General features: G+C 56.1%; 18 protein-coding genes. 9 read left to right on the forward strand and 9 right to left on the reverse strand.

Annotated features, from left to right (window positions below; genetic code table 11):
- Nucleotides 1-34: 34 nt before the first annotated feature.
- Nucleotides 35-439 (reverse strand): thioredoxin, encoded by a 405-nt coding sequence (gene trxA, locus VMW85_07940; GenBank protein ID HUT27959.1) that lies wholly within the window; start codon nt 437-439, stop codon nt 35-37.
- 151 nt (nt 440-590) lie between these two features.
- Entirely contained in the window at nt 591-1,496 is a 906-nt protein-coding gene (locus tag VMW85_07945) for an MBL fold metallo-hydrolase (protein HUT27960.1), read from the reverse strand.
- Nucleotides 1,497-1,626: 130 nt separating this feature from the next.
- Here VMW85_07945 and VMW85_07950 point away from each other — a divergent pair, with 130 nt between their 5' ends.
- The 9 genes from VMW85_07950 to VMW85_07990 all read left to right on the forward strand — a co-directional run bounded on the left by VMW85_07950 (nt 1,627) and on the right by VMW85_07990 (nt 12,576).
- Nucleotides 1,627-1,905, forward strand: a complete 279-nt coding sequence (locus VMW85_07950) for a PRC-barrel domain-containing protein (protein ID HUT27961.1) — start codon at nt 1,627-1,629, stop codon at nt 1,903-1,905.
- Between the two features lie 37 nt (nt 1,906-1,942).
- Nucleotides 1,943-2,440, forward strand: a complete 498-nt coding sequence (locus VMW85_07955; protein ID HUT27962.1) for a gamma carbonic anhydrase family protein — start codon at nt 1,943-1,945, stop codon at nt 2,438-2,440.
- Nucleotides 2,441-2,489: 49 nt separating this feature from the next.
- Nucleotides 2,490-3,188 (forward strand): ABC transporter ATP-binding protein, encoded by a 699-nt coding sequence (locus tag VMW85_07960; protein ID HUT27963.1) that lies wholly within the window; start codon nt 2,490-2,492, stop codon nt 3,186-3,188.
- Nucleotides 3,185-5,521, forward strand: coding sequence for an FtsX-like permease family protein (locus tag VMW85_07965; GenBank protein ID HUT27964.1), 2,337 nt, complete (start codon nt 3,185-3,187; stop codon nt 5,519-5,521). Before VMW85_07960 ends, VMW85_07965 begins: the two co-directional genes overlap by 4 nt.
- Before the next feature lie 152 nt (nt 5,522-5,673).
- Nucleotides 5,674-6,975, forward strand: a complete 1,302-nt coding sequence (locus VMW85_07970; protein HUT27965.1) for a phenylacetate--CoA ligase — start codon at nt 5,674-5,676, stop codon at nt 6,973-6,975.
- Nucleotides 6,975-7,406, forward strand: a complete 432-nt coding sequence (locus VMW85_07975; GenBank protein ID HUT27966.1) for an acetolactate synthase — start codon at nt 6,975-6,977, stop codon at nt 7,404-7,406. Before VMW85_07970 ends, VMW85_07975 begins: the two co-directional genes overlap by 1 nt.
- A gap of 154 nt (nt 7,407-7,560) precedes the next feature.
- Complete coding sequence (locus VMW85_07980) at nt 7,561-8,862, forward strand: phenylacetate--CoA ligase (protein HUT27967.1); 1,302 nt, start codon at nt 7,561-7,563, stop codon at nt 8,860-8,862.
- A 252-nt stretch (nt 8,863-9,114) separates the two neighbouring features.
- Entirely contained in the window at nt 9,115-10,716 is a 1,602-nt protein-coding gene (locus tag VMW85_07985) for a sodium:solute symporter family protein (GenBank protein ID HUT27968.1), read from the forward strand.
- Nucleotides 10,717-10,974: 258 nt separating this feature from the next.
- Nucleotides 10,975-12,576, forward strand: a complete 1,602-nt coding sequence (locus VMW85_07990; protein ID HUT27969.1) for a sodium:solute symporter family protein — start codon at nt 10,975-10,977, stop codon at nt 12,574-12,576.
- Nucleotides 12,577-12,851: 275 nt separating this feature from the next.
- Here VMW85_07990 and VMW85_07995 read toward each other — a convergent pair whose 3' ends face one another.
- The 7 genes from VMW85_07995 to VMW85_08025 form a co-directional block, all read right to left on the reverse strand.
- On the reverse strand, nt 12,852-13,808 hold the full coding sequence (locus VMW85_07995; protein ID HUT27970.1) for a thiamine pyrophosphate-dependent enzyme: 957 nt from the start codon (nt 13,806-13,808) through the stop codon (nt 12,852-12,854).
- A complete protein-coding gene (locus VMW85_08000) occupies nt 13,808-14,983 on the reverse strand; it encodes a transketolase C-terminal domain-containing protein (GenBank protein HUT27971.1) in 1,176 nt (391 codons plus the stop codon). The genes VMW85_07995 and VMW85_08000 overlap by 1 nt, the downstream gene beginning before the upstream one ends.
- Nucleotides 14,980-15,882: a 2-oxoacid:acceptor oxidoreductase family protein gene (locus VMW85_08005; GenBank protein ID HUT27972.1), complete on the reverse strand. Its 903-nt coding sequence runs from the start codon at nt 15,880-15,882 to the stop codon at nt 14,980-14,982. The genes VMW85_08000 and VMW85_08005 overlap by 4 nt, the downstream gene beginning before the upstream one ends.
- Nucleotides 15,883-15,956: 74 nt before the next feature.
- The gene (locus VMW85_08010) at nt 15,957-16,886 is read right to left on the reverse strand and encodes a branched-chain amino acid transaminase (protein HUT27973.1); all 930 of its coding nucleotides are present in this window, start codon (nt 16,884-16,886) and stop codon (nt 15,957-15,959) included.
- 122 nt (nt 16,887-17,008) lie between these two features.
- Complete coding sequence (locus VMW85_08015) at nt 17,009-17,587, reverse strand: HDIG domain-containing protein (GenBank protein ID HUT27974.1); 579 nt, start codon at nt 17,585-17,587, stop codon at nt 17,009-17,011.
- The gene (locus tag VMW85_08020) at nt 17,562-18,083 is read right to left on the reverse strand and encodes a tRNA (cytidine(56)-2'-O)-methyltransferase (protein ID HUT27975.1); all 522 of its coding nucleotides are present in this window, start codon (nt 18,081-18,083) and stop codon (nt 17,562-17,564) included. The genes VMW85_08015 and VMW85_08020 overlap by 26 nt, the downstream gene beginning before the upstream one ends.
- A complete protein-coding gene (locus VMW85_08025; GenBank protein ID HUT27976.1) occupies nt 18,084-18,581 on the reverse strand; it encodes an ArsR family transcriptional regulator in 498 nt (165 codons plus the stop codon).
- Between the last annotated feature and the right edge of the window lie 86 nt (nt 18,582-18,667).

The raw sequence follows: 18,667 nt of genomic DNA on the forward strand, positions 1-18,667 counted from the left end.
TTTGCTTAAGAGGTTTGGGCGCTCGATCGATTGATCACAGGTACTTCGAGAACTTCTGTCGCATGAAGTCCTTGTTTCCCGCACCAACGATACGATCGGCCTGAACCCCGTTCTTGAAGACCAGCATGGTGGGAATTGCCGTGATGTTGAACTTCATTGGAGTGTTTTCGTTTTCGTCGGTGTTCATTTTTCCGAACTTGATCTTTCCCTCGAGCTCCGCCGCCAATTGCTCCACTATCGGAGCTAGCATGCGGCAGGGACCGCACCAAGGAGCCCAACAGTCAATGATGATTATGGGCGCGCTCTTGATGAATTCCTCGAAATTGCTATCCTTGACCTCAGTGACTCCGGACAATTTCTTCACTCCTTTATCGTTATTTTCTCCCATCAATGCCTCTAACTTTCGTCTCCTGATCTCAGTGAGTTCATCATCGCTCATCTAGAGACCTCTCAAATCGGTTGTGCATTGTTACTACAAAACCGTATTGAGGTTCATCTGTATATAACCTTTATCACAATCCTTCTGGGTTGCAGAACATCTTTTTCCCACCCCATAGCTGCAAGGTGGAAAACGATCGACCATTGAAAGATCAGAACATCAACCATATGTTCTCACCATCGCAACGTATCATCATGCTTCCCTCCTCCATTGTAGTGAAGTACTGCACGGAATTGCTCTCCAACCTGTTCAGCACCGAGGAGTGGGGGTGGCCGTAGCTGTTCCCCTCCTCCACGGAGATGAAACCGAACTCGGGGGTTGTCGCCGATAGGAACTCTTGGGTCGTAGAGGTGTCGCTCCCATGATGGGATACCTTCAGTACATCTATGTCCAGATCGTATCGCTGATCATGAAGGATGATCGATTCGATGTTGTTCTCGATATCACCGGTGAACAGCAGGTCGTTCTCTCCATAGGTGACCTTGAGCACGATACTGGCATCGTTGGCGTTTTCCGCCTGAGAATCCAACCAGAGGACCTGGAAGGTGACCGCCACGCTTATGTTCAGTTCGTCACCAACATCCAATTCCATGTCAGTGTACACGGGGCAACCTTCCGCCTCTGCCGCCGCCAGGAACCTTTGGTAGCCGACCGAGTCATAGTCCATGCCGGGGTGGTAGACGCTGCGTACATCGAAGGCTTCGAGCACATCGTCCGCATAGCTCAAATGGTCTGCGTGCGGGTGGGTGATGACCAGTGCGTCGAGGACCTCGATACCATGATCACTGATGTACCTTGTCAGATCTGACGGGGCATAGGTGCCACCGGCGTCGATCAGCACGTTCTTCCCATCGGGGGTGATGATGAGAACGGAGTCGCCCTGACCCACATCGATGAAATGTACGGTCATATTACCCTGAACGTCAGGGTCGTCCTGGACCCCTTCATCCGGAAATATCTCCGGGACCCTCAGGCCACCCTCCAAGGCCCATCCCGATATGGCTAGCAGCATCACTGCCACTAGCACTACCAATAATGCCGAGCCCCGTTTCCGCATCTCTGTCCCGCTATGCGCGATGACATGCTTCGCTCATAACTGCTTGCCCGTGGATATCAAGCGCCTATCCGAGCCAAGCTTCCGATAATCTTTTTAATAGAAGATTGCGATATCCGACCAGGGAGTGCCAATGTTAGAGGAGGCTTCTGAACTTATAGGGATGCAGGTGTACACGCCCAACGGAGTGTTCCTGGGCAATGTGAACAATTTGGTGATCGACGTGGAGAACCGTAAGGTTGACGGGCTCTTCGTCAGCGAGTCCAATCCCTTGCTGGTGGAGGACTCCAAGGCAGTCAACGTACCCTTCCGCTGGATACAGGCCATCGGAGATATCGTTCTCTTGAAATACTTCCCCAAGAGGGTGACCGCGAGGCGCCCCGGCTCTGCTCCCAAACCGGCCGAGAAGTAAGGCCAACGTTTTATCTTTTCAAGTCACTCTCTAACCTATGGTCGAGCGTAAGGTCTACGTAGACCCCACCGCGGTTATAATCGGTGATGTTGAGCTGGAAGAAGGGGTCTCTATCTGGCCTACAGCGGTTCTTCGTGGCGATGCCAGCAGCATACGCGTGGGGGCGGGTAGCAACGTTCAGGAGGGTGCAGTGTTGCATACCGGCCCTGATTTTCCAACTGTCATTGGCAAGTTCGTGACCATAGGCCATGGAGCGGTCATCAACGGCGCCATCGTGGGCGACCGCTGCATAATTGGCATCAATTCTACGATACTTGACGGTGCCATCATCGGGGATGAGTGCATCGTCGGGGCCAATGCCTTGGTGACCAGCATGTCCGTCATTCCACCTCGATCGGTAGTGATGGGACTGCCGGGAAAGGTCGTTCGGCATAACGACAGCAGTATCAGGGAAAAGGCCGAAAGGAGCGCCCTGAGCTATCAGAGACTTAAGGACCGGTATCTCGAAGGGCAATACCCTCGCAAGAAATTTTGAGAGGGCCGAGTGGTATTTTAATTCTCCAGTAGTATATCAATAATCAGCCATGGAAGAGATAGTAGTATTGGAGAACGTGGTCAAGGAGTACCGTAACGGGGAACGGGCGGTAAGAGCGGTCAACGGAGTCAGCCTGAGCATCGAGCGGGGTAGCTTCGTGGTCGTGCTTGGCCCCAGTGGCTCAGGCAAGACCACCCTGCTGAACATAATCTCGGGACTGGTCAGCCCCACCTCTGGCCAGGTTCGGGTGGCTGGTAAGGACATCAGCGCCATGACCGACACCCAGGCCACCAGATTTCGGGCGGATTCCGTCGGTTTCGTCTTCCAGTTCTTCAATCTATTCCCCACCCTCACTGTTCTCGAGAACGTGGAGATCGGGCTAGCCCTGAAGATAAAAGACCCCATGGAACTGAGGGAACGGTCCATTAGATACCTGAAAATGGTGGGGTTGGAGGACATGGAGAGCAAATTCCCAGACCAACTTTCAGGAGGGGAGCAGCAGAGGGTCTCGGTAGCCAGGGCAGTGGCAAGCCAACCGGAACTGCTTATAGCCGACGAACCCACCGGCAATTTGGATGCTGAGACCGGGGAGACCGTCTGGGCATTACTGCGGAACATGAACAGAGAGACCGGTACCACGGTCATCGCTGTCACCCACTGGGCCGAGGCCGCGGAGTTCGCCGATAAGACATTGTATTTGCGTTCCGGCAGGATCGAGCGGATATCCGGGCCGGGGGCAGGTCGATGAACCGGTACCTGTACCGAAAAATGAACCGGGAGCTACGCCGGATGGGATTCCGTGCCATTGGAGCGGGGTTGCTGATACTTCTAGCCGTCTCGATGTACGTGGGGATGGGGACCATGATGCCATCCGCCGAGGAGTCTCTAGAACTGAGAGTGGATGCGTTGAACCTGAACGACCTGATCATCCGTACGGGATTCGCTTCCACTGAAATTCTGGATGATCTAGAAGGCATCAATGGAGTTGAGGCGGCGGAGGCGCGGTTGAACTTAGCATCCAGGATCTTGGCAGAAAAAGAGATGGCCGCCACGCTTATCGGCCTGGATACCGACGCCCCACCGGGAATAAACAAACTTGAGTTCACCCAAGGACGCTGGTTCGAAGGTCCTGGAGAGGCAGTATTGGAGAAAGGGTCCGCAAAAAAGGCTGGGATCGCCCTGGGGGACAGCGTTTCGATCCTGACCGAAGGGGGATGGAGCGAACTTGAGGTCGTTGGCCTGGTCAACTCCCCGGAGTTCCTCTTCCTGCCCATCAATCCACAGTCGATCAATCCGGTCCCGGGTAACTTGGTCGTGGTCTACCTACCCATGACCTGGCTGCAAGACAGCTTCAGCCTAGGGACAGATACGGCCAATGAGTTCGTCTTCCTTCTCGATGACCAGGGGGCAGAGGCAATGATCGATCTGGCCTTGGCCAGTGAGACCATTCTCTTCAAGTTGCACCAGGAGGATATTTATGGATACGCATTGATCAAGGAGGACCTTGGGCAAGGAGACTCCTTCATGGGGGTCATCGCCGGCCTCATATTGATTGTGGCCTTCTTCGTGGTCTATTCATCCTTCGCCCGCATGGTGCAGGAACAGCGCAGGGAGATAGGTATCCTGCGCGCCCTGGGTTACGGACGAATGAACATCCTGCTCTCCTATCTTTACTTGGCCTTGCTGGTAGGGGGCATCAGTTCCCTATTGGGCCTGGCTTTGAGCCTGCCTATAGGCCAGGCACTGTCGGATTACTACGTGGAATTAATGTTCAGCGCCCCGTCAGCAAAGATCGTCCTGGAACCTTCATATTTCATAATCGGTGGCCTCTTCGGCCCTCTCACCGCGGTCCTGGCCAGCCTGATTGCTGTCTGGGGAACGTTGCGAATGGAGCCAGAACAGGCCATCAAGGGGGCGGGACTGGTAGGGAAGAGGACCAAGGGTCGGGGCAGGATCTCCAAGCCCCGCAGGGCCAATTACATGTTATTGTACGCCGTCCGAAAGATGACCCGGCAAAAAGGCCGGACCTCCCTGTTGGTCCTGGCGGTGTCCTTCTCTGTGGTCATGGGGAGCATGAGCTTCCTTATGATAGCTAGCTTTCAGAACTCCATCGTAGCTACGGTGGAGGAGGGGGAAGGATGGGACCTGATGACCGATCTCGCCTATCCAGTCGACCGCTTCACCGCCGAGGGGCTGGGTGGACCAGGAGTGCTCCAAGTGGTCCCTGTGGCCCGTATGGCCGTGGATTGGGTGGCGGAAGAGAACGGAACTGCCGTCGCAATTGGTCTGGACTGGGAACAGGACCTCCATCGTTTTTCGCTCAGCCAAGGCATCGCCCCCGATTCTCCGGGGGAGGCCATGGTGTCCTTCTTGTTCAACAAAGATACCTCGCTGGGGGTTGGGGACCGATTATCTCTATCGACCTCCAGGGGACTGACCGAGGTGACCGTTGTAGGGGTGACCTTTGATTCCATAGGTCAGATCTTCTTTGATGGTTCGGTGGCCGAGGCCCTGTCCGATGGCCAGGTGTACAGCGGAGCGTACCTCTTGGTTGAGGAGGGGGAGCTCGACGCGGTCAAGGCCTCCCTACTGGCCTCACCGATCGTAGCCGATATTCAAGAAAGGAACAGCCTGGAATCGGGCATGCTGGACATGATGTCCAGCTATAACGAGGTGCTATACATTTTCGGCCTGATCTCGGTGCTAATATCGGCCATAGCTATTTCCAACATTGTATACGTGAGCGTACTGGAGCGGAGGGTGGAGTACGGACAGTTAAGGGCACTTGGATATCAACGGAGGGACGTAGGCCGCAGCGTGTACCTGGAGGTGGTCCTACTGGTGACCTTGGGCTCACTGATGGCCATACCCCTATTATTTGGGGTGATGGAGGGGCTCAATGAGAGCTTTCGCACCTTCTTTCCCCTGTACCGCACCATACTGCACCCGGCAGATTGGTACGGGTACGGGGTGATCGTGGGAATGACCTTCCTATTGGGCCTGATCGCCGCTTGGCCCGCCACCAGGATCATATCCGGCCTGGACCTGGCAAAGACGGTCACTGGTGGGCGCTTTGGTTGAGAAGGCGATCTGTCCACCTTTCCCAGCATGCAGGGCGGTCATCCGAGATAGAATATATAAGCGCCATGCTATCACCCTACACGCTTCGCGGGAGCAGTGACCGGCCGTGAATAGTCCTGATGACCTCAGATGCCATCCAGGGAGGATTTGATTTGAAAAGTTGGAACCCCAATATCGAGGAGATGCCACGTGCCCAGTTGGACCGTCTCCAATTGAAGTTGCTAAAGTTACAGACCAACAAGATGTACGACTTCTCTCCCTTCTATCACGAGCGCATGAGGGCGGCGGGAGTGATGCCGAGCGACATCAAAACGTTGGCTGATGTGAAGAAGCTTCCGTTCATGACCAAGAAGGACCTGCGGGATGGCTACCCGAACAAATTGTTCATGTGCGATCGTAGCGAGCTCATACGCTACCACGCTTCCTCAGGTACCACTGGGAAGCCTACCATCGTCGGCTATACCCGCAATGATCTGGAGAACTGGTCAGAATCGTTGGCCCGGGCCATGACCTCCGTAGGCCTAGGAAAGGACGATATCATCCAGGTCAGCAATACCTATGGACTGTTCTCCGGAGGGCTGGGATTCCACTACGCCATCGAGAAGATGGGGGCGGTGGTGGTGCCGGCGTCCACCGGCAACACCGAGAGACAGATCGAGCTCATACGTGATCTGGAGGTCACGGCCATTGCCGCCACTCCCTCCTACCTTATGTACCTGGGAGAGGTGGCTGCCAAGATGGGCATCGATATCAAGAAGGACACCAAACTACGCATCGGACTTCTGGGTGCGGAGCCGTGGAGCGATCGTATGCGCGATCGCATCTACGAGACCATGGGCGTCAAGGGCATAAACTGCTATGGGGCCAGCGAACTTTCCGGACCGCTGTTTTCAGAATGTTCAGAACAGCAGGGGATACACATCTGGGGAGATCTGGCATTGGTGGAGATCGTCGATCCTGACACCGGTGAGCCTTTGGGACCGGGGGAGAGAGGGGAGATGGTCATAACCATGCTGCAGAAGGAGGCGCTGCCCATCGTCCGATACCGTATGGGCGACATAACCACTCTCAACGATGAGGTCTGTGCCTGCGGCCGGACGCACCCGCGCATCAACAGGATACAAGGCCGGGTGGACGATATGATTATTATTCGCGGGATCAATGTATTCCCCTCGCAAGTGGAGCATTCATTGATGCAACACCCCGAGCTGGGCAACGAGTTCCAGCTCGTTGTGGACCGCAAGGGGCATATGGACAGCATGCTGGTGCGTGTGGAGCTGAAACCTGAGGCCTTCACGGACAACATCATCGAGCTCAACGCCCTGCGAGAAAGGATATCCAACCGGCTGAAGGGGACGCTGAACGTATCGGCCAAAGTTGAGCTGGTACAGCCTGGCACCCTTCCCCGATTCGAAGGTAAGGCCAAAAGAGTGGTGGACAAGAGGGAATACTGATGACGGATACCGATAAGTACAGGATCAAGCAACTTTCCATTTTCTCGGAGAACCGGCCCAACCGCCTGGGGGCGGTGGCCAATGTGCTGAAGGAAGGGAAGATAAACATTTTGGGCTTCAGCATCGCTGAGGGTGCTGGCTATGGCGTCATTCGCGTACTGGTCGATCGCCCAGAGGCGGCCCGGGACATGCTGACCAAAGAAGGTTTCGTCGTCAAGTTCACCGAGGTGCTGGCCATCCAGATGGAGGACAGGCCGGGCGGCCTGTTCGACCTTACGGACCACATGAAGGAGGTCAACATCGAGTACGGGTATGGATATCGCAATCCACCATTCGCAGTACTGATCGTACGGGTGGAGGACATCGAAAAGGGCATTGAGAATCTGCTCAAGGGCGGGTTGCGCCTGCTGGACAACACCACCTTCCATTGAACCGAGCTTGGTCTAAGAAATGTATTATATGCTACATGCTATCACCAGGCACGCCATGCCAGCCGGAACGTTGCCTCGTAACATTATTGTGAGGAACGCATCAAATGAGCTGGGCTTAGAAAAGCCGTATCTATTTTGATCGAGGGGATGAAGAATGGTCTACTGGAATCCTAGGATCGAGGACATGCCGGTCAACGAGCTAAAGGAAATGCAGCTCAAGCAGCTGAAGATGCTGGTCTACAAGCTCTACACCTTCTCCCCCTTCTACCGCCAAAAGATGATTGACAAGGGGGTCACGCCCGAGGACGTTCGAACACTGGCCGACGTTACGAAGCTCCCGTTCATGACCAAGAAGGACCTGCGGGACGGCTACCCGGACAAACTGTTCCTGGCCAGCTCCAGGGAGGTGGTCCGATATCACGCTTCCTCAGGTACGACCGGGAAGCCTACCATCGTCGGCTATACCCAGAACGACATACAGAATTGGTCTGAATCCGTTGCCAGAGGACTGGTCTCCGCCGGGATCAGCACCGATGACGTTTTGCAGGTCAGTTACACATACGGGCTGTTCTCCGGAGGGCTGGGCCTGCACTACGCCGCCGAGAAGGTCGGTGCCGCGGTGGTCCCTGCGTCCACTGGCAACACCGAGAGACAGATCGACCTCATACGCGACATGGGGGTGACCGCGATCGCAGCCACCCCTTCCTACCTCCTACATTTGGGAGAGGTGGCCGAAAAGATGGGCGTTTCCATAAAGAACGACACGAAGCTCCGCCTCGGCATATTGGGCGCTGAGCCCTGGTCCCAGCGCATGCGGGACCGCATGGAGGAGTGGCTTGGCATCCGGGCCATAGACATCTACGGTGCCAGCGAGCTCTCTGGACCACTATGGTGCGAGTGCAGCGAGCAGAAGGGAATACACGTGTGGAGCGATATCGCCCTGGTCGAGATCATCGACCCGGTCACCGAAGAGCCAGTAGCGCCTGGGGAAAAGGGCGAACTGGTCATCACCATGCTGCAGAAGGAGGCCTTACCGATCATACGATACCGGCTGGGAGACATCACCACTCTGCATGAGGAGGTCTGCTCCTGCGGTCGGACGCATCCACGCATCGGTCGCATCCAGGGCCGTGTGGACGATATGATCATCATACGCGGGATCAACGTTTTCCCGTCACAGGTCGAACATTGTCTGCTGACCAATCCCGAAGTGGGGAACGAGTTCCAGATCGTGGTGGACCGGAAGGGCGCTCTAGACACCATATTGGTGAGGGCCGAGCTGAGGCCAGAGGCCTTCGGTGATCGAGTGTTCGAGCTGGATGCCATCAAGGAGAGGATCACACACAAGTTGCGTGGCTCGTTGAACGTGGGTGTCTCCGTGGAGCTGGTGGAGCCGGGCTCGTTGCCGCGCTTCGAGGGCAAGGCCAAACGTGTGGTGGACAAGCGAGTGTTCTGACCTGCTAATATGTAGCATGCTAGTGTGAGGCATACTAACATGTAACAATTTATATAGAATCCAATCAATGCCCCTAGACCGCCTGAACAGGGCGAGTTATGCCTTCTGGTGCTAGTCACCGAAGGGAGAGGTTATCGATCATGTTCGGAATAGACGATCCCTGGATTTGGATGGGGTATGTGTTCGCCATCGCGCTCACGGTCGTTGCCGTGATCTACGGATGGTGGAAGTGGAACGAGGAGGTGGACTGAGATGGTCGATCAATCCATTCTGTGGTCCTTCACTGTCATCTACATGCTGGTGACCGCTTATCTGGCCTACCGGGGGTATAAGAAGACAAAATGCTGTGCCGATTACCTCCTGGCCGGCAGGAACATCCACCCAGTCGTCCTAGGGTTATCGTACGGGGCCACGTTCATCAGTACCGCGGCCATAATCGGTTTCGGAGGAGTGGCCGCCCAATTGGGCATGGGTATCATCTGGTTGACGGTGTTGAACATCGGGATCGGAGTGCTATTGGCATTCATCCTTTTTGGAAAACCCACCCGGAGGATAGGTCAGGCGCTGGGAGCTTTGACCTTCCCGGACCTTTTAGGAAAGATTTACAAATCCAGTTTCATGCAGTACAGCACCGCGATCATGCTCCTGATCGGTATGCCACTGTATTCCTCGGCGGTGCTCATCGGAGGCTCCCGTTTCATCGAGACCACTTTGGGCATACCCTTTGAGTGGGCGGTGCTCGGTCTGACCGGCATAACCGCCGCCTATGTGGTCGTGGGAGGATTGGTGGCGGTCATGTACACTGACGCTCTGCAGGGGGCCATCATGGTCTTCGGTATGAGCGCCATCATGATCCTGACCTTGGTCGCGTTGGGAGGTCTTGGCTCATTCCAAGACCTGACCAACATAGCGCACCTGGTCCCCAGCGGACTGGCTAACGCCGGCATGACCGGCTGGACCTCGTTCCCGGAACTGGGGTCTTCCCTATGGTATACCATGGTCACCACCATCATCTTGGGAGTAGGCATAGGAGTGCTGGCCCAACCACAACTGGCGGTTCGTTTCATGACCGCCAAGGACGGTCGTTCCCTGAACCGGGCCATTCCTATCGGAGCGTTGTTCATCCTCATCACCACCGGGGTCACCTATACCATGGGACCTTTGACCAACCTGTACTTCCTGGAGCACAATGGCGCTCTGGCCACCCAAGCGGTCGCCGGAGGCAACATCGATCTCATCGTTCCCACGTTCATCAATGCGGCCATGCCGGATTGGTTGGTGGTGCTGTTCATGCTGACCTTGTTGGCCGCGGCCATGTCCACCATGAGCTCTTTGTTCCATGTGATGGGGTCGGCAGCGGGACATGATATATGGGTCCATCTAAGGAAATCCAAGATCTGGCCTGAATCGATGAGGGGCAGTGACGAGGACAGGTCCAAGCTCAAGGTCAACAAGATAGGTACGGCGATCATGATCCTGATAAGTCTGGTCCTGGCCTTCATCATGCCAGGGAACATCATCGCCCGAGCCACGGCCATGTTCATGGGATTGTGCGCGGCGGCCTTCCTGCCAGCCTACAGCATGGGTGTCTTCTGTAAGAAGCCTTCCTTGTTGGCAGCGAAGATGAGCCTGGTGGTCGGCGCCATCAGCTGGTTCGTATGGACCGCCTTCGTGCACGTCAAGGAATCAAAGGAACTAGGTCTGGCCAATCTAGTGACCGGGAACGATGCGGTGTTGAGCTTCCCCTGGACGGTCATCGACCCTGTATTGATCGCTCTCCCCCTATCCGTAGCCGCACTATTGATCGGATGGTGGCTGGAAACCAGAAGAACTGTCGTCCTGGCCGATGCCTAAACCCTTTTTCTTTCATTTATTACCATGCTATACGCTAACGTGGTCCGTACTAACATGTAACATTTATATATAATCTGATGAATCTACCTTAACCGCCTCAGAAGGAGGATGGACCTTCTGACGCAAGGCGAAGGGGAGAGGGTTCAATGTTCGGTATTGATGATCCCTGGATATGGACAGGGTATATGTTCGCCATCGGGCTCACGGTCGTTGCCGTGATCTACGGATGGTGGAAGTGGAACGAGGAGGTGGACTGAGATGGTCGATCAATCCATCCTGTGGTCCTTCACTATTGTCTACATGTTGGTGATCGTCTTTCTGGCCTACAAGGGTTATAAGAAGACGAAATGCAACGCTGACTATCTGATCGCAGGCAGGAACATTCATCCGTTGATCCTCGGTCTTTCATATGGTGCTACGTTCATCAGCACCTCGGCCATAATCGGGTTCGGCGGTGTAGCTGCCCAGCTAGGTATGGGCATCATCTGGTTGACGGTGTTGAACGTCGGTGTCGGAGTATTACTGGCCTTCATCCTGTTCGGTAAGCCTACCCGGAGGATAGGTCAGGCGCTGGGAGCTTTGACCTTCCCGGACCTTTTAGGAAAGATTTACAAATCCAGTTTCATGCAGTACAGCACCGCGATCATGCTCCTGATCGGTATGCCGTTGTACTCCTCGGCGGTGCTCATCGGAGGCTCCCGTTTCATCGAGACCACTTTGGGCATACCCTTTGAGTGGGCGGTGCTCGGTCTGACCGGAATAACCGCCGCCTATGTCGTCTTAGGAGGATTGGTGGCGGTCATGTACACTGATGCCCTGCAAGGGTCTATCATGATCTTTGGTTTGAGCGCCATCATGATCCTGACCTTGGTCGCGTTGGGAGGTCTTGGCTCATTCCAAGACCTGACCAACATAGCGCACCTGGTCCCCAGCGGACTGGCTAACGCCGGCATGACCGGCTGGACCTCGTTCCCGGAGCTGGGGTCTTCCTTATGGTATACCATGGTCACCACCATCATCATGGGGGTGGGGATAGGTGTATTGGCACAACCACAACTGGCGGTTCGTTTCATGACCGCCAAGGACGGTCGTTCCCTGAACCGGGCCATCCCCATAGGAGCCGTTTTCATAACGCTTTCCACCGGAGTGGCCTTCACTATGGGCGCCCTTACCAACCTGTACTTCCTGGAGCACAATGGCGCCCTGGCCACCCAAGTGGTCCCTGGGGGTAACATAGATCTTATCATTCCCACATTCATCAATGCGGCCATGCCGGATTGGTTGGTGGTGCTGTTCATGCTGACCTTGTTGGCAGCGGCCATGTCCACCATGAGCTCTTTGTTCCACGTCATGGGTTCAGCGGCAGGGCACGACCTGTGGGTGCACCTAAGGAAGTCCAAGATCTGGCCTGAATCGATGAGGGGCAGTGACGAGGACAGGTCCAAGCTCAAGGTCAACAAGATAGGTACGGCGATCATGATCTTGATAAGTCTGGTCCTGGCATTCATCATGCCAGGGAACATCATCGCCCGAGCCACTGCCATGTTCATGGGATTGTGCGCCGCCGCCTTCCTGCCAGCTTACACCATGGGAGTTCTCTCCAAGAGACCTTCCGTACAGGGAGCGAGGCTAAGCCTGGTGGTCGGCGCCATCAGCTGGTTCGTATGGACCGCCTTCGTGCACGTCAAGGAATCGAAGGAACTGGGGCTAGCCAATCTAGTGACCGGGGACGATGCGGTGCTAGGTTTCCCCTGGACGGTCATCGATCCATTGTTGATCGCCTTACCTTTGTCCGTGATCGCACTATTGATAGGATGGTGGCTGGAAACCAGAAGAAACACCGCTCTGGTCGAAACCTAAACCCTTTTCTCTTCCTTTTTTCTTAATATATGTTAGCGTGGACCGTACTAACATATAATATTTTTATAAACGGCAATTCCTTTCTTCACCCAGCGGGCCTGCCACCGAGCAGGGTCCGATAAAGAATAATAATGGCCAGAAAGGTGACAGGCGTGTTCGGAATAGACGACCCTCGGATCTTACTAGGATATGGCTTGACCTTGGGGCTGGGACCGTATCGGGACAGACGCCATTCATCACGAACGGCCTGAATGGTTAAAAAAAATGAGCGGGGCCTAGACCCCTTCGCATTGGTCCCCATTGTAAGCCATGTCCTCATCCTGATTTTCCAGGGGAGGAGCGATCGGGCAGTACCTCTTGTTCCATTTCTTGCATATCCAGGCCTGGAGGGTCTCCACGTCCTCCTTGCCCATGTGCTTGAACCGGCCCTGCAGCTTCAGGTACTCGGTCACTGGGGCCATCTCCTTGGGTTGGTAGGTCACCCGGGCCTCCCCATCCTCCACCTCGTAAAGGGACCACATGCCCGTTTCCACGGCCATCTTGGCCAGGTCGTAGGTGAGGGAGGGATCGCTCTTCCAGCCGGAAGGACATGGCGTCATCACGTGCAGGAAACGGAATCCCTTCAGCCTCTTGGCCTTCTCCACCTTCTGCACGAAATCGTTCATGTGGGCGATGGACAGGGTGGCGGCGTAAGCGATGTCCTGGGATGCCACCACGGACATCAAGTCCTTCTTGAACCCTTGCTTACCCTTGATCTTCTTTCCCACCGGCGTGGTGGTGGTCCACGCGCCGAAGGGCGTGGAGCCGGACCGCTGTGTTCCGGTGTTCATGTACGCCTCGTTGTCCACGCAGACGTAGATGACATCCTCGTTCCTCTCGGCTGCGCCGGATAGGGCCTGCAGACCGATATCGAACGTGCCGCCATCACCAGCGATCCCGATGACCGTGACGTCCTTGCCTTGGCGGCGGTATCCAGCCTTGATACCGGATATGACCGCCCCGGTGTTCTCGAAGGCACTGTACAAGAACGGGACGTCGAAAGCGGAATGAGGATACATTCCCCCACCGAAGACCAGCAGGCAACTGGCGGGAACGTACACCGTGGTGTTCTCCCCGAGTACCCTCATGATGTTCTTGACAGCTATGGCCACACCGCACCCAGCGCAGGCTCCTTGCCCGTTCAGGAGGTGGTCCTTCTGAGGCATGGTGCGTATGTTCAACTTCCGGTCCATCACATTTCCCCCCTTAGCCCGTGCCAAGTGCATTCCCGCACCCTCTTACCAGCAGCACTGTCCTCCAGCACCTTGAACATCTCCTTGAAGGTGGCCACTTTCAGGTCGCGCCCCCCAATGCCGGCAATGTGGTTGGTCACCGGTATTCCGCTCCCGTAGAGAGAGTTGCGCACCTCGGTGAACACCGGCCCGAAACGGTTCACTGATATGGAGCGGTCGAAGACTCCCAGGGCCTTGATACCTTTGACCGCCTCCCTGATCTCCTCGTGCGGGAAAGGCCGCATGAAACGCAGCTTGATCAGCCCCACCTTGTTTCCCTCGGCCCGCAACTCGTCCACGGCCACTCGAGCGGTGGATGTTGCAGTGCCAAGAGTGATCAGCGCCGTCTCGGCGTCCTCCATGCGGTAGGTGTCTATCAGCCCGCCATATTTCCTGCCGAAGACCTTGGCGAACTCGGCGTCGATCTCGCCGATGACCCCCCGGGCGCTGTCCATCTGACGGTCCAGCTGGTAGCGCATTTCCATGGAGTGTGCCGGGGAAACGGCGATGTTCATGCACATGGGGTCCTTGGGGTCCAGGCGGTTGAGGGGCTTGAACCGGGGAAGGAAACGGTCGACCTCATCCTGCTCAGGGACCTCGACCCGTTCCACCGTGTGGGACAGTATGAAACCGTCCAGGCAGATCATGAACGGGAGGACGACGCGGGGGTCCTCGGCGATACGATACGCCTGGACGACCATGTCCAATACCTCCTGGCTGTCCTCGGCATAGGCCTGCATCCACCCCGAGTCCCTCTCGGCCATGGAATCATTGTACTCCACCCATATACCGCTTCCAGCTCCCAGGGAGCGGTTCACGTTCACCATTACTATGGGCAGACGGACCTGTGGGGGGACGTATAGCATCTCGTGCATCAATGCCAGACCGTGAGAGGCGGTGGCCGTGAAGGTCCGCACCCCGGTGGCCGAGGCGCCGATGGCCATGCTCATGGCCGAGTGCTCGCTGTCCGCTGGTATGAAGTCCGCGTCCAGTTCTCCATCGTTTATGAAATCGGCGATCTGCTCGATTATGATTGTCTGAGGGGTGATCGGGTAGTTCGGGATCACATCTGGTCGGCATAGCATGACGCCGTACGCCGCCGCGGCGTTGCCGGTCAGCGCCTTCACCGACCTCATGCGCTCGCCCCCTTTCTGCGCATGGATATGGCCTCCTTGGGGCACACCTTGGCGCAGAGCCCGCAGCCCTTGCAATAGTCAAGGTCGAACTCCAGTCGATCCTCGTCCAAACGGCGTATGCAGCCTTCAGGGCATATGAACCAGCATCTTTGGCACTTGATGCACTTGCTCTCATCGTACACCGGGACGGAGACCCCCCAGGTGCCGGTCTTGTTCTGGGACATGCTGCCGGGCCCCACGGCCATTCCGGCCCTGGTCCCCTTGGACAGGGCCACACCCGGAGGCGTCTCCTGCCAGGTGGGCAGCCAAGCGTTCTTTTTCTGCACCCTTCTCTCACCTTTGCACGTTCCCTCGCGGGACCGCTCGTAGGCCACCTTGGCCGCCTCGGAGTTGATCCGGCCGGCCTTTTCCCCGAGCTTCTCTCCGAAACGGTTAATGATGGCCTTTTCGATCGACCCTAACGATACGAAGTCGTCGGCGCGGGCCATGGCCCCCAGGATGGAGGTGTTGACGATCGGCGCCCTAAGCAGCTCCAGCGCGATGCTGGTAGCGTCCACGCATACGCAACGGGTCACCACGCCGAGATCGATCTCCGATGGGTCCAGGCGGCTGTTCACCACCGCGCAACCTCCCTTCTTGAGACCGGCGGCCACTGGCTCGATGTCCAGGAGGGACTCGTCCATGACCACGAGCATGTCTGGCTCGGATACCTGGGTCCTATCGCATATTTTTTTATCGTCAATGCGCGCGAACGCCATGACCGGAGCGCCGCGGCGCTCGGCACCGAAATAAGGGAAGGCTTGTGCCTGCTTCCCCTCCAGTATCGCCGCCTCGGCTATGGTCTGGGCGGCCATTACCGCCCCCTGCCCGCCCCTGCCGTGAAATCGAATTTCGTACATCTCTCTCCCCTGGGTCGTTCCCCTTGTCAACTTCTAAGTTTTAAATTTTGGAATAAATGGTTTGTAAATAGTTATTAATTCACCAGGGTCAGCCAGTGCAGGTAGCGGGGATCGTTGCCCCTCGCCGCTTCAAAGAACGTCTCCTGGATGTCCTTGGTGATCGGACCGCGCTTCCCCTCACCAATGGTCCTCTCGTCCAAAGAGCGGATGGGGGTGACCTCGGCGGCGGTTCCGGTCATGAAGAACTCATCGGCCATGTATATCTCCGAGCGGGTGATCTCCTTCTCAACTATCTGATAGCCTTTGTCCTTGGCGATGACGGCGACCGAGTCCTTGGTTATGCCTTCCAGAACGCCCGCGGACAACGGAGGTGTGTATATCTTCCCCTTCTTGATCATGAAAATGTTCTCCCCCGGTCCCTCGGCGACGGTGCCGTTGGTGTTGAGCATGAGGGCCTCGTCCGCTCCGAGCTGGTTGGATTCGATCTTCGCTAGAATGGAGTTCACGTAGTTACCACAGATCTTGGCCTGCAGGGACGTCGACGTGTTCGCCGGCTTGGTCCATGAGGAGGTGATGAGCTTTGCGCCTTTCTCCATGTTCTCCTTCCCCAGATAGGTGCCCATGAACGCGCAGGCGATGGCCACGTTGACCTTGAACTTGAACGGATTGAGCACGATGCGGTTCTCATCGTTCTCGCCGTACCAGGCCAGGGGCCGGATGTAATCAGCGTTGGGGATGGTATTGCGCACCGTCAGTCGGGTGGCTTCCACCAGATCGTCCACCGAATACGGGTGGACCATGCACATGACCTTGGCCGAGTCCAGGAAGCGTTCCATGTGCTCCCTCAGTCGGAACACCGCCTTGCCTTTGGCAGTGTCGTAGATGCGGATACCCTCGAAGACCCCGCTCCCATAGTGCAATGCGTGGGTCATGAATGGGACCACCGCCTTCTCCTGCTCGATCAACCGGCCGTTCATCCAGATCATGGGCTTCTTATCCGACATGCAAACTCTCCTGAACTTAGATACCTTTACCAGACATGTAGTGGCAGAGGGCGTGCGCCTTGGTAAGACGTGGCACGCATAAAACCTTTGTGAATGATTCTATCGCGGACAATGACCGAGGCTCAAATAAACCCGTCGCATCTTCCATGAGCGATCTCCCGTACCTTGGCCTTTTCCAGTAGGAGATCGATGTCTTCCCCGCATAGCTCGCTCAGTTCCTTGCCTATGACGAGCATGCGTGCCGCAGAAAGCTCGAAACCTTTGCTCTTCATCCGTTCCACCGCTTGCATGGTGGTCTTTATCGACCGGTCGCTGACCAGATTGTCGGCGAAGCTGACCACTTTATCCTCCAACGCCACCGGCATATAGTCCCCATCGGGCAGACCCAGTTCCTTGGCCTCCTCGGAGGTGAAACCGGAGGCGATGTGCCTACTGATACAGAGGACCAAGGGTTCGGGCAGGGCGTGCTCCCGTGCTATGCGGACCCCCTCGGTCACGTGCTGCACCCCATGCGTTCGGGAGCGACCGATGTCGTGCAGGAGCGAAGCGGCGTTCACCAGCCCCAGGTCCGCTCCGCACCTCTGGGCGATGGCCATGGCCACGATGTTCACGGTGCAGACGTGGCGAACCACAACCGCTGGGAGCATTTCTTCCTGTATGATCAGGTAGCATGCCTCACTGCTTGGGTAGTTCGACGACATTCTTTCCCCTCTCGCAGGGCATCACCTTGATCAGCGCCCCCTGATATTCCTGTTCCAGCCCCTTCCCCTGGAATATGCGGTCCATAAGGATGGCCAATGCCGCCACCTCGGAATGGGGTTGATTTCCCACTGCCACGTTCAGGTCGGCGCGCTGATAGACCTCCGGTGGGACCTTTTCCGCACCGACCACTATGAGCACGTCCCCCTCCGGTATCTTGGACGCCACCTCGTCCACGGGCAGCCCATACATGGTCAGGTGCACGACCGTGCCTTGGAAATCACGCAGATAGTGGTGCCAGTTGATACCACTGATGATGGTGAAATCGCCCCCGAACCTTTTTACCACGTCCTGCACGCTCTCCTCCAGAACAGGGTCCTTGGTGGATACCAGTATGCCTTTGGCTCCGAACGCACGGGCAGTGAGGGCAACGTGGGTGGTTATTCTCTTGTCCCTCTCCGGTCGATGCCCCAACCGGAGCACGGTTATGTTTGGCACTTACTCCTTCACCAGTTCCAAACGGTGGCCTCGGTAGTCCATCTTGATCGATCTTTTGACCAGGCTCCTGAGCATGGTCGCGGTGAGACCCAGGTTCTCAGCCACATCACCGGCGAAGCGCCCTTCCTTGCCCACCTGCTCCACGATGTTCTTCTCTATCTCATCAAAATCATCGTCCGGCATCATAGCCGCATAGAGCACATCAGATATCTCATAAACAGGCCAGGATGCATTGATATGGAAAGAGTTGTAATAAGTGTGATAGGCCTTTTCAGGACGATTGCCGACTGTCGGCTGCCATCTGGTCTCCACCAACTTCATCTTCTCGAAGAACTGCAAGGCCACCTTGCCCTCGGGCCCATACTTGTCCTCCATCTCCTTGGACGTCTTCCATTCCAAGGTCACGTCCTTCAGGACATCTCTTTTGACCGGGGTATCAACTGCCCTCAGCATTGATACTAGTTCCGAGGGTTCATTGATGACCTTGATCTTATTCATACCTCCACTAATTACCTTGACGCAATAAAAACTCTACGGATTCACGCTCTTTTCAACAGATGCTTTCCGAAAGTGTCATTATTGCT

The organism is Methanomassiliicoccales archaeon, from assembly GCA_035527755.1.
Lineage (GTDB): Archaea > Thermoplasmatota > Thermoplasmata > Methanomassiliicoccales > UBA472 > UBA472.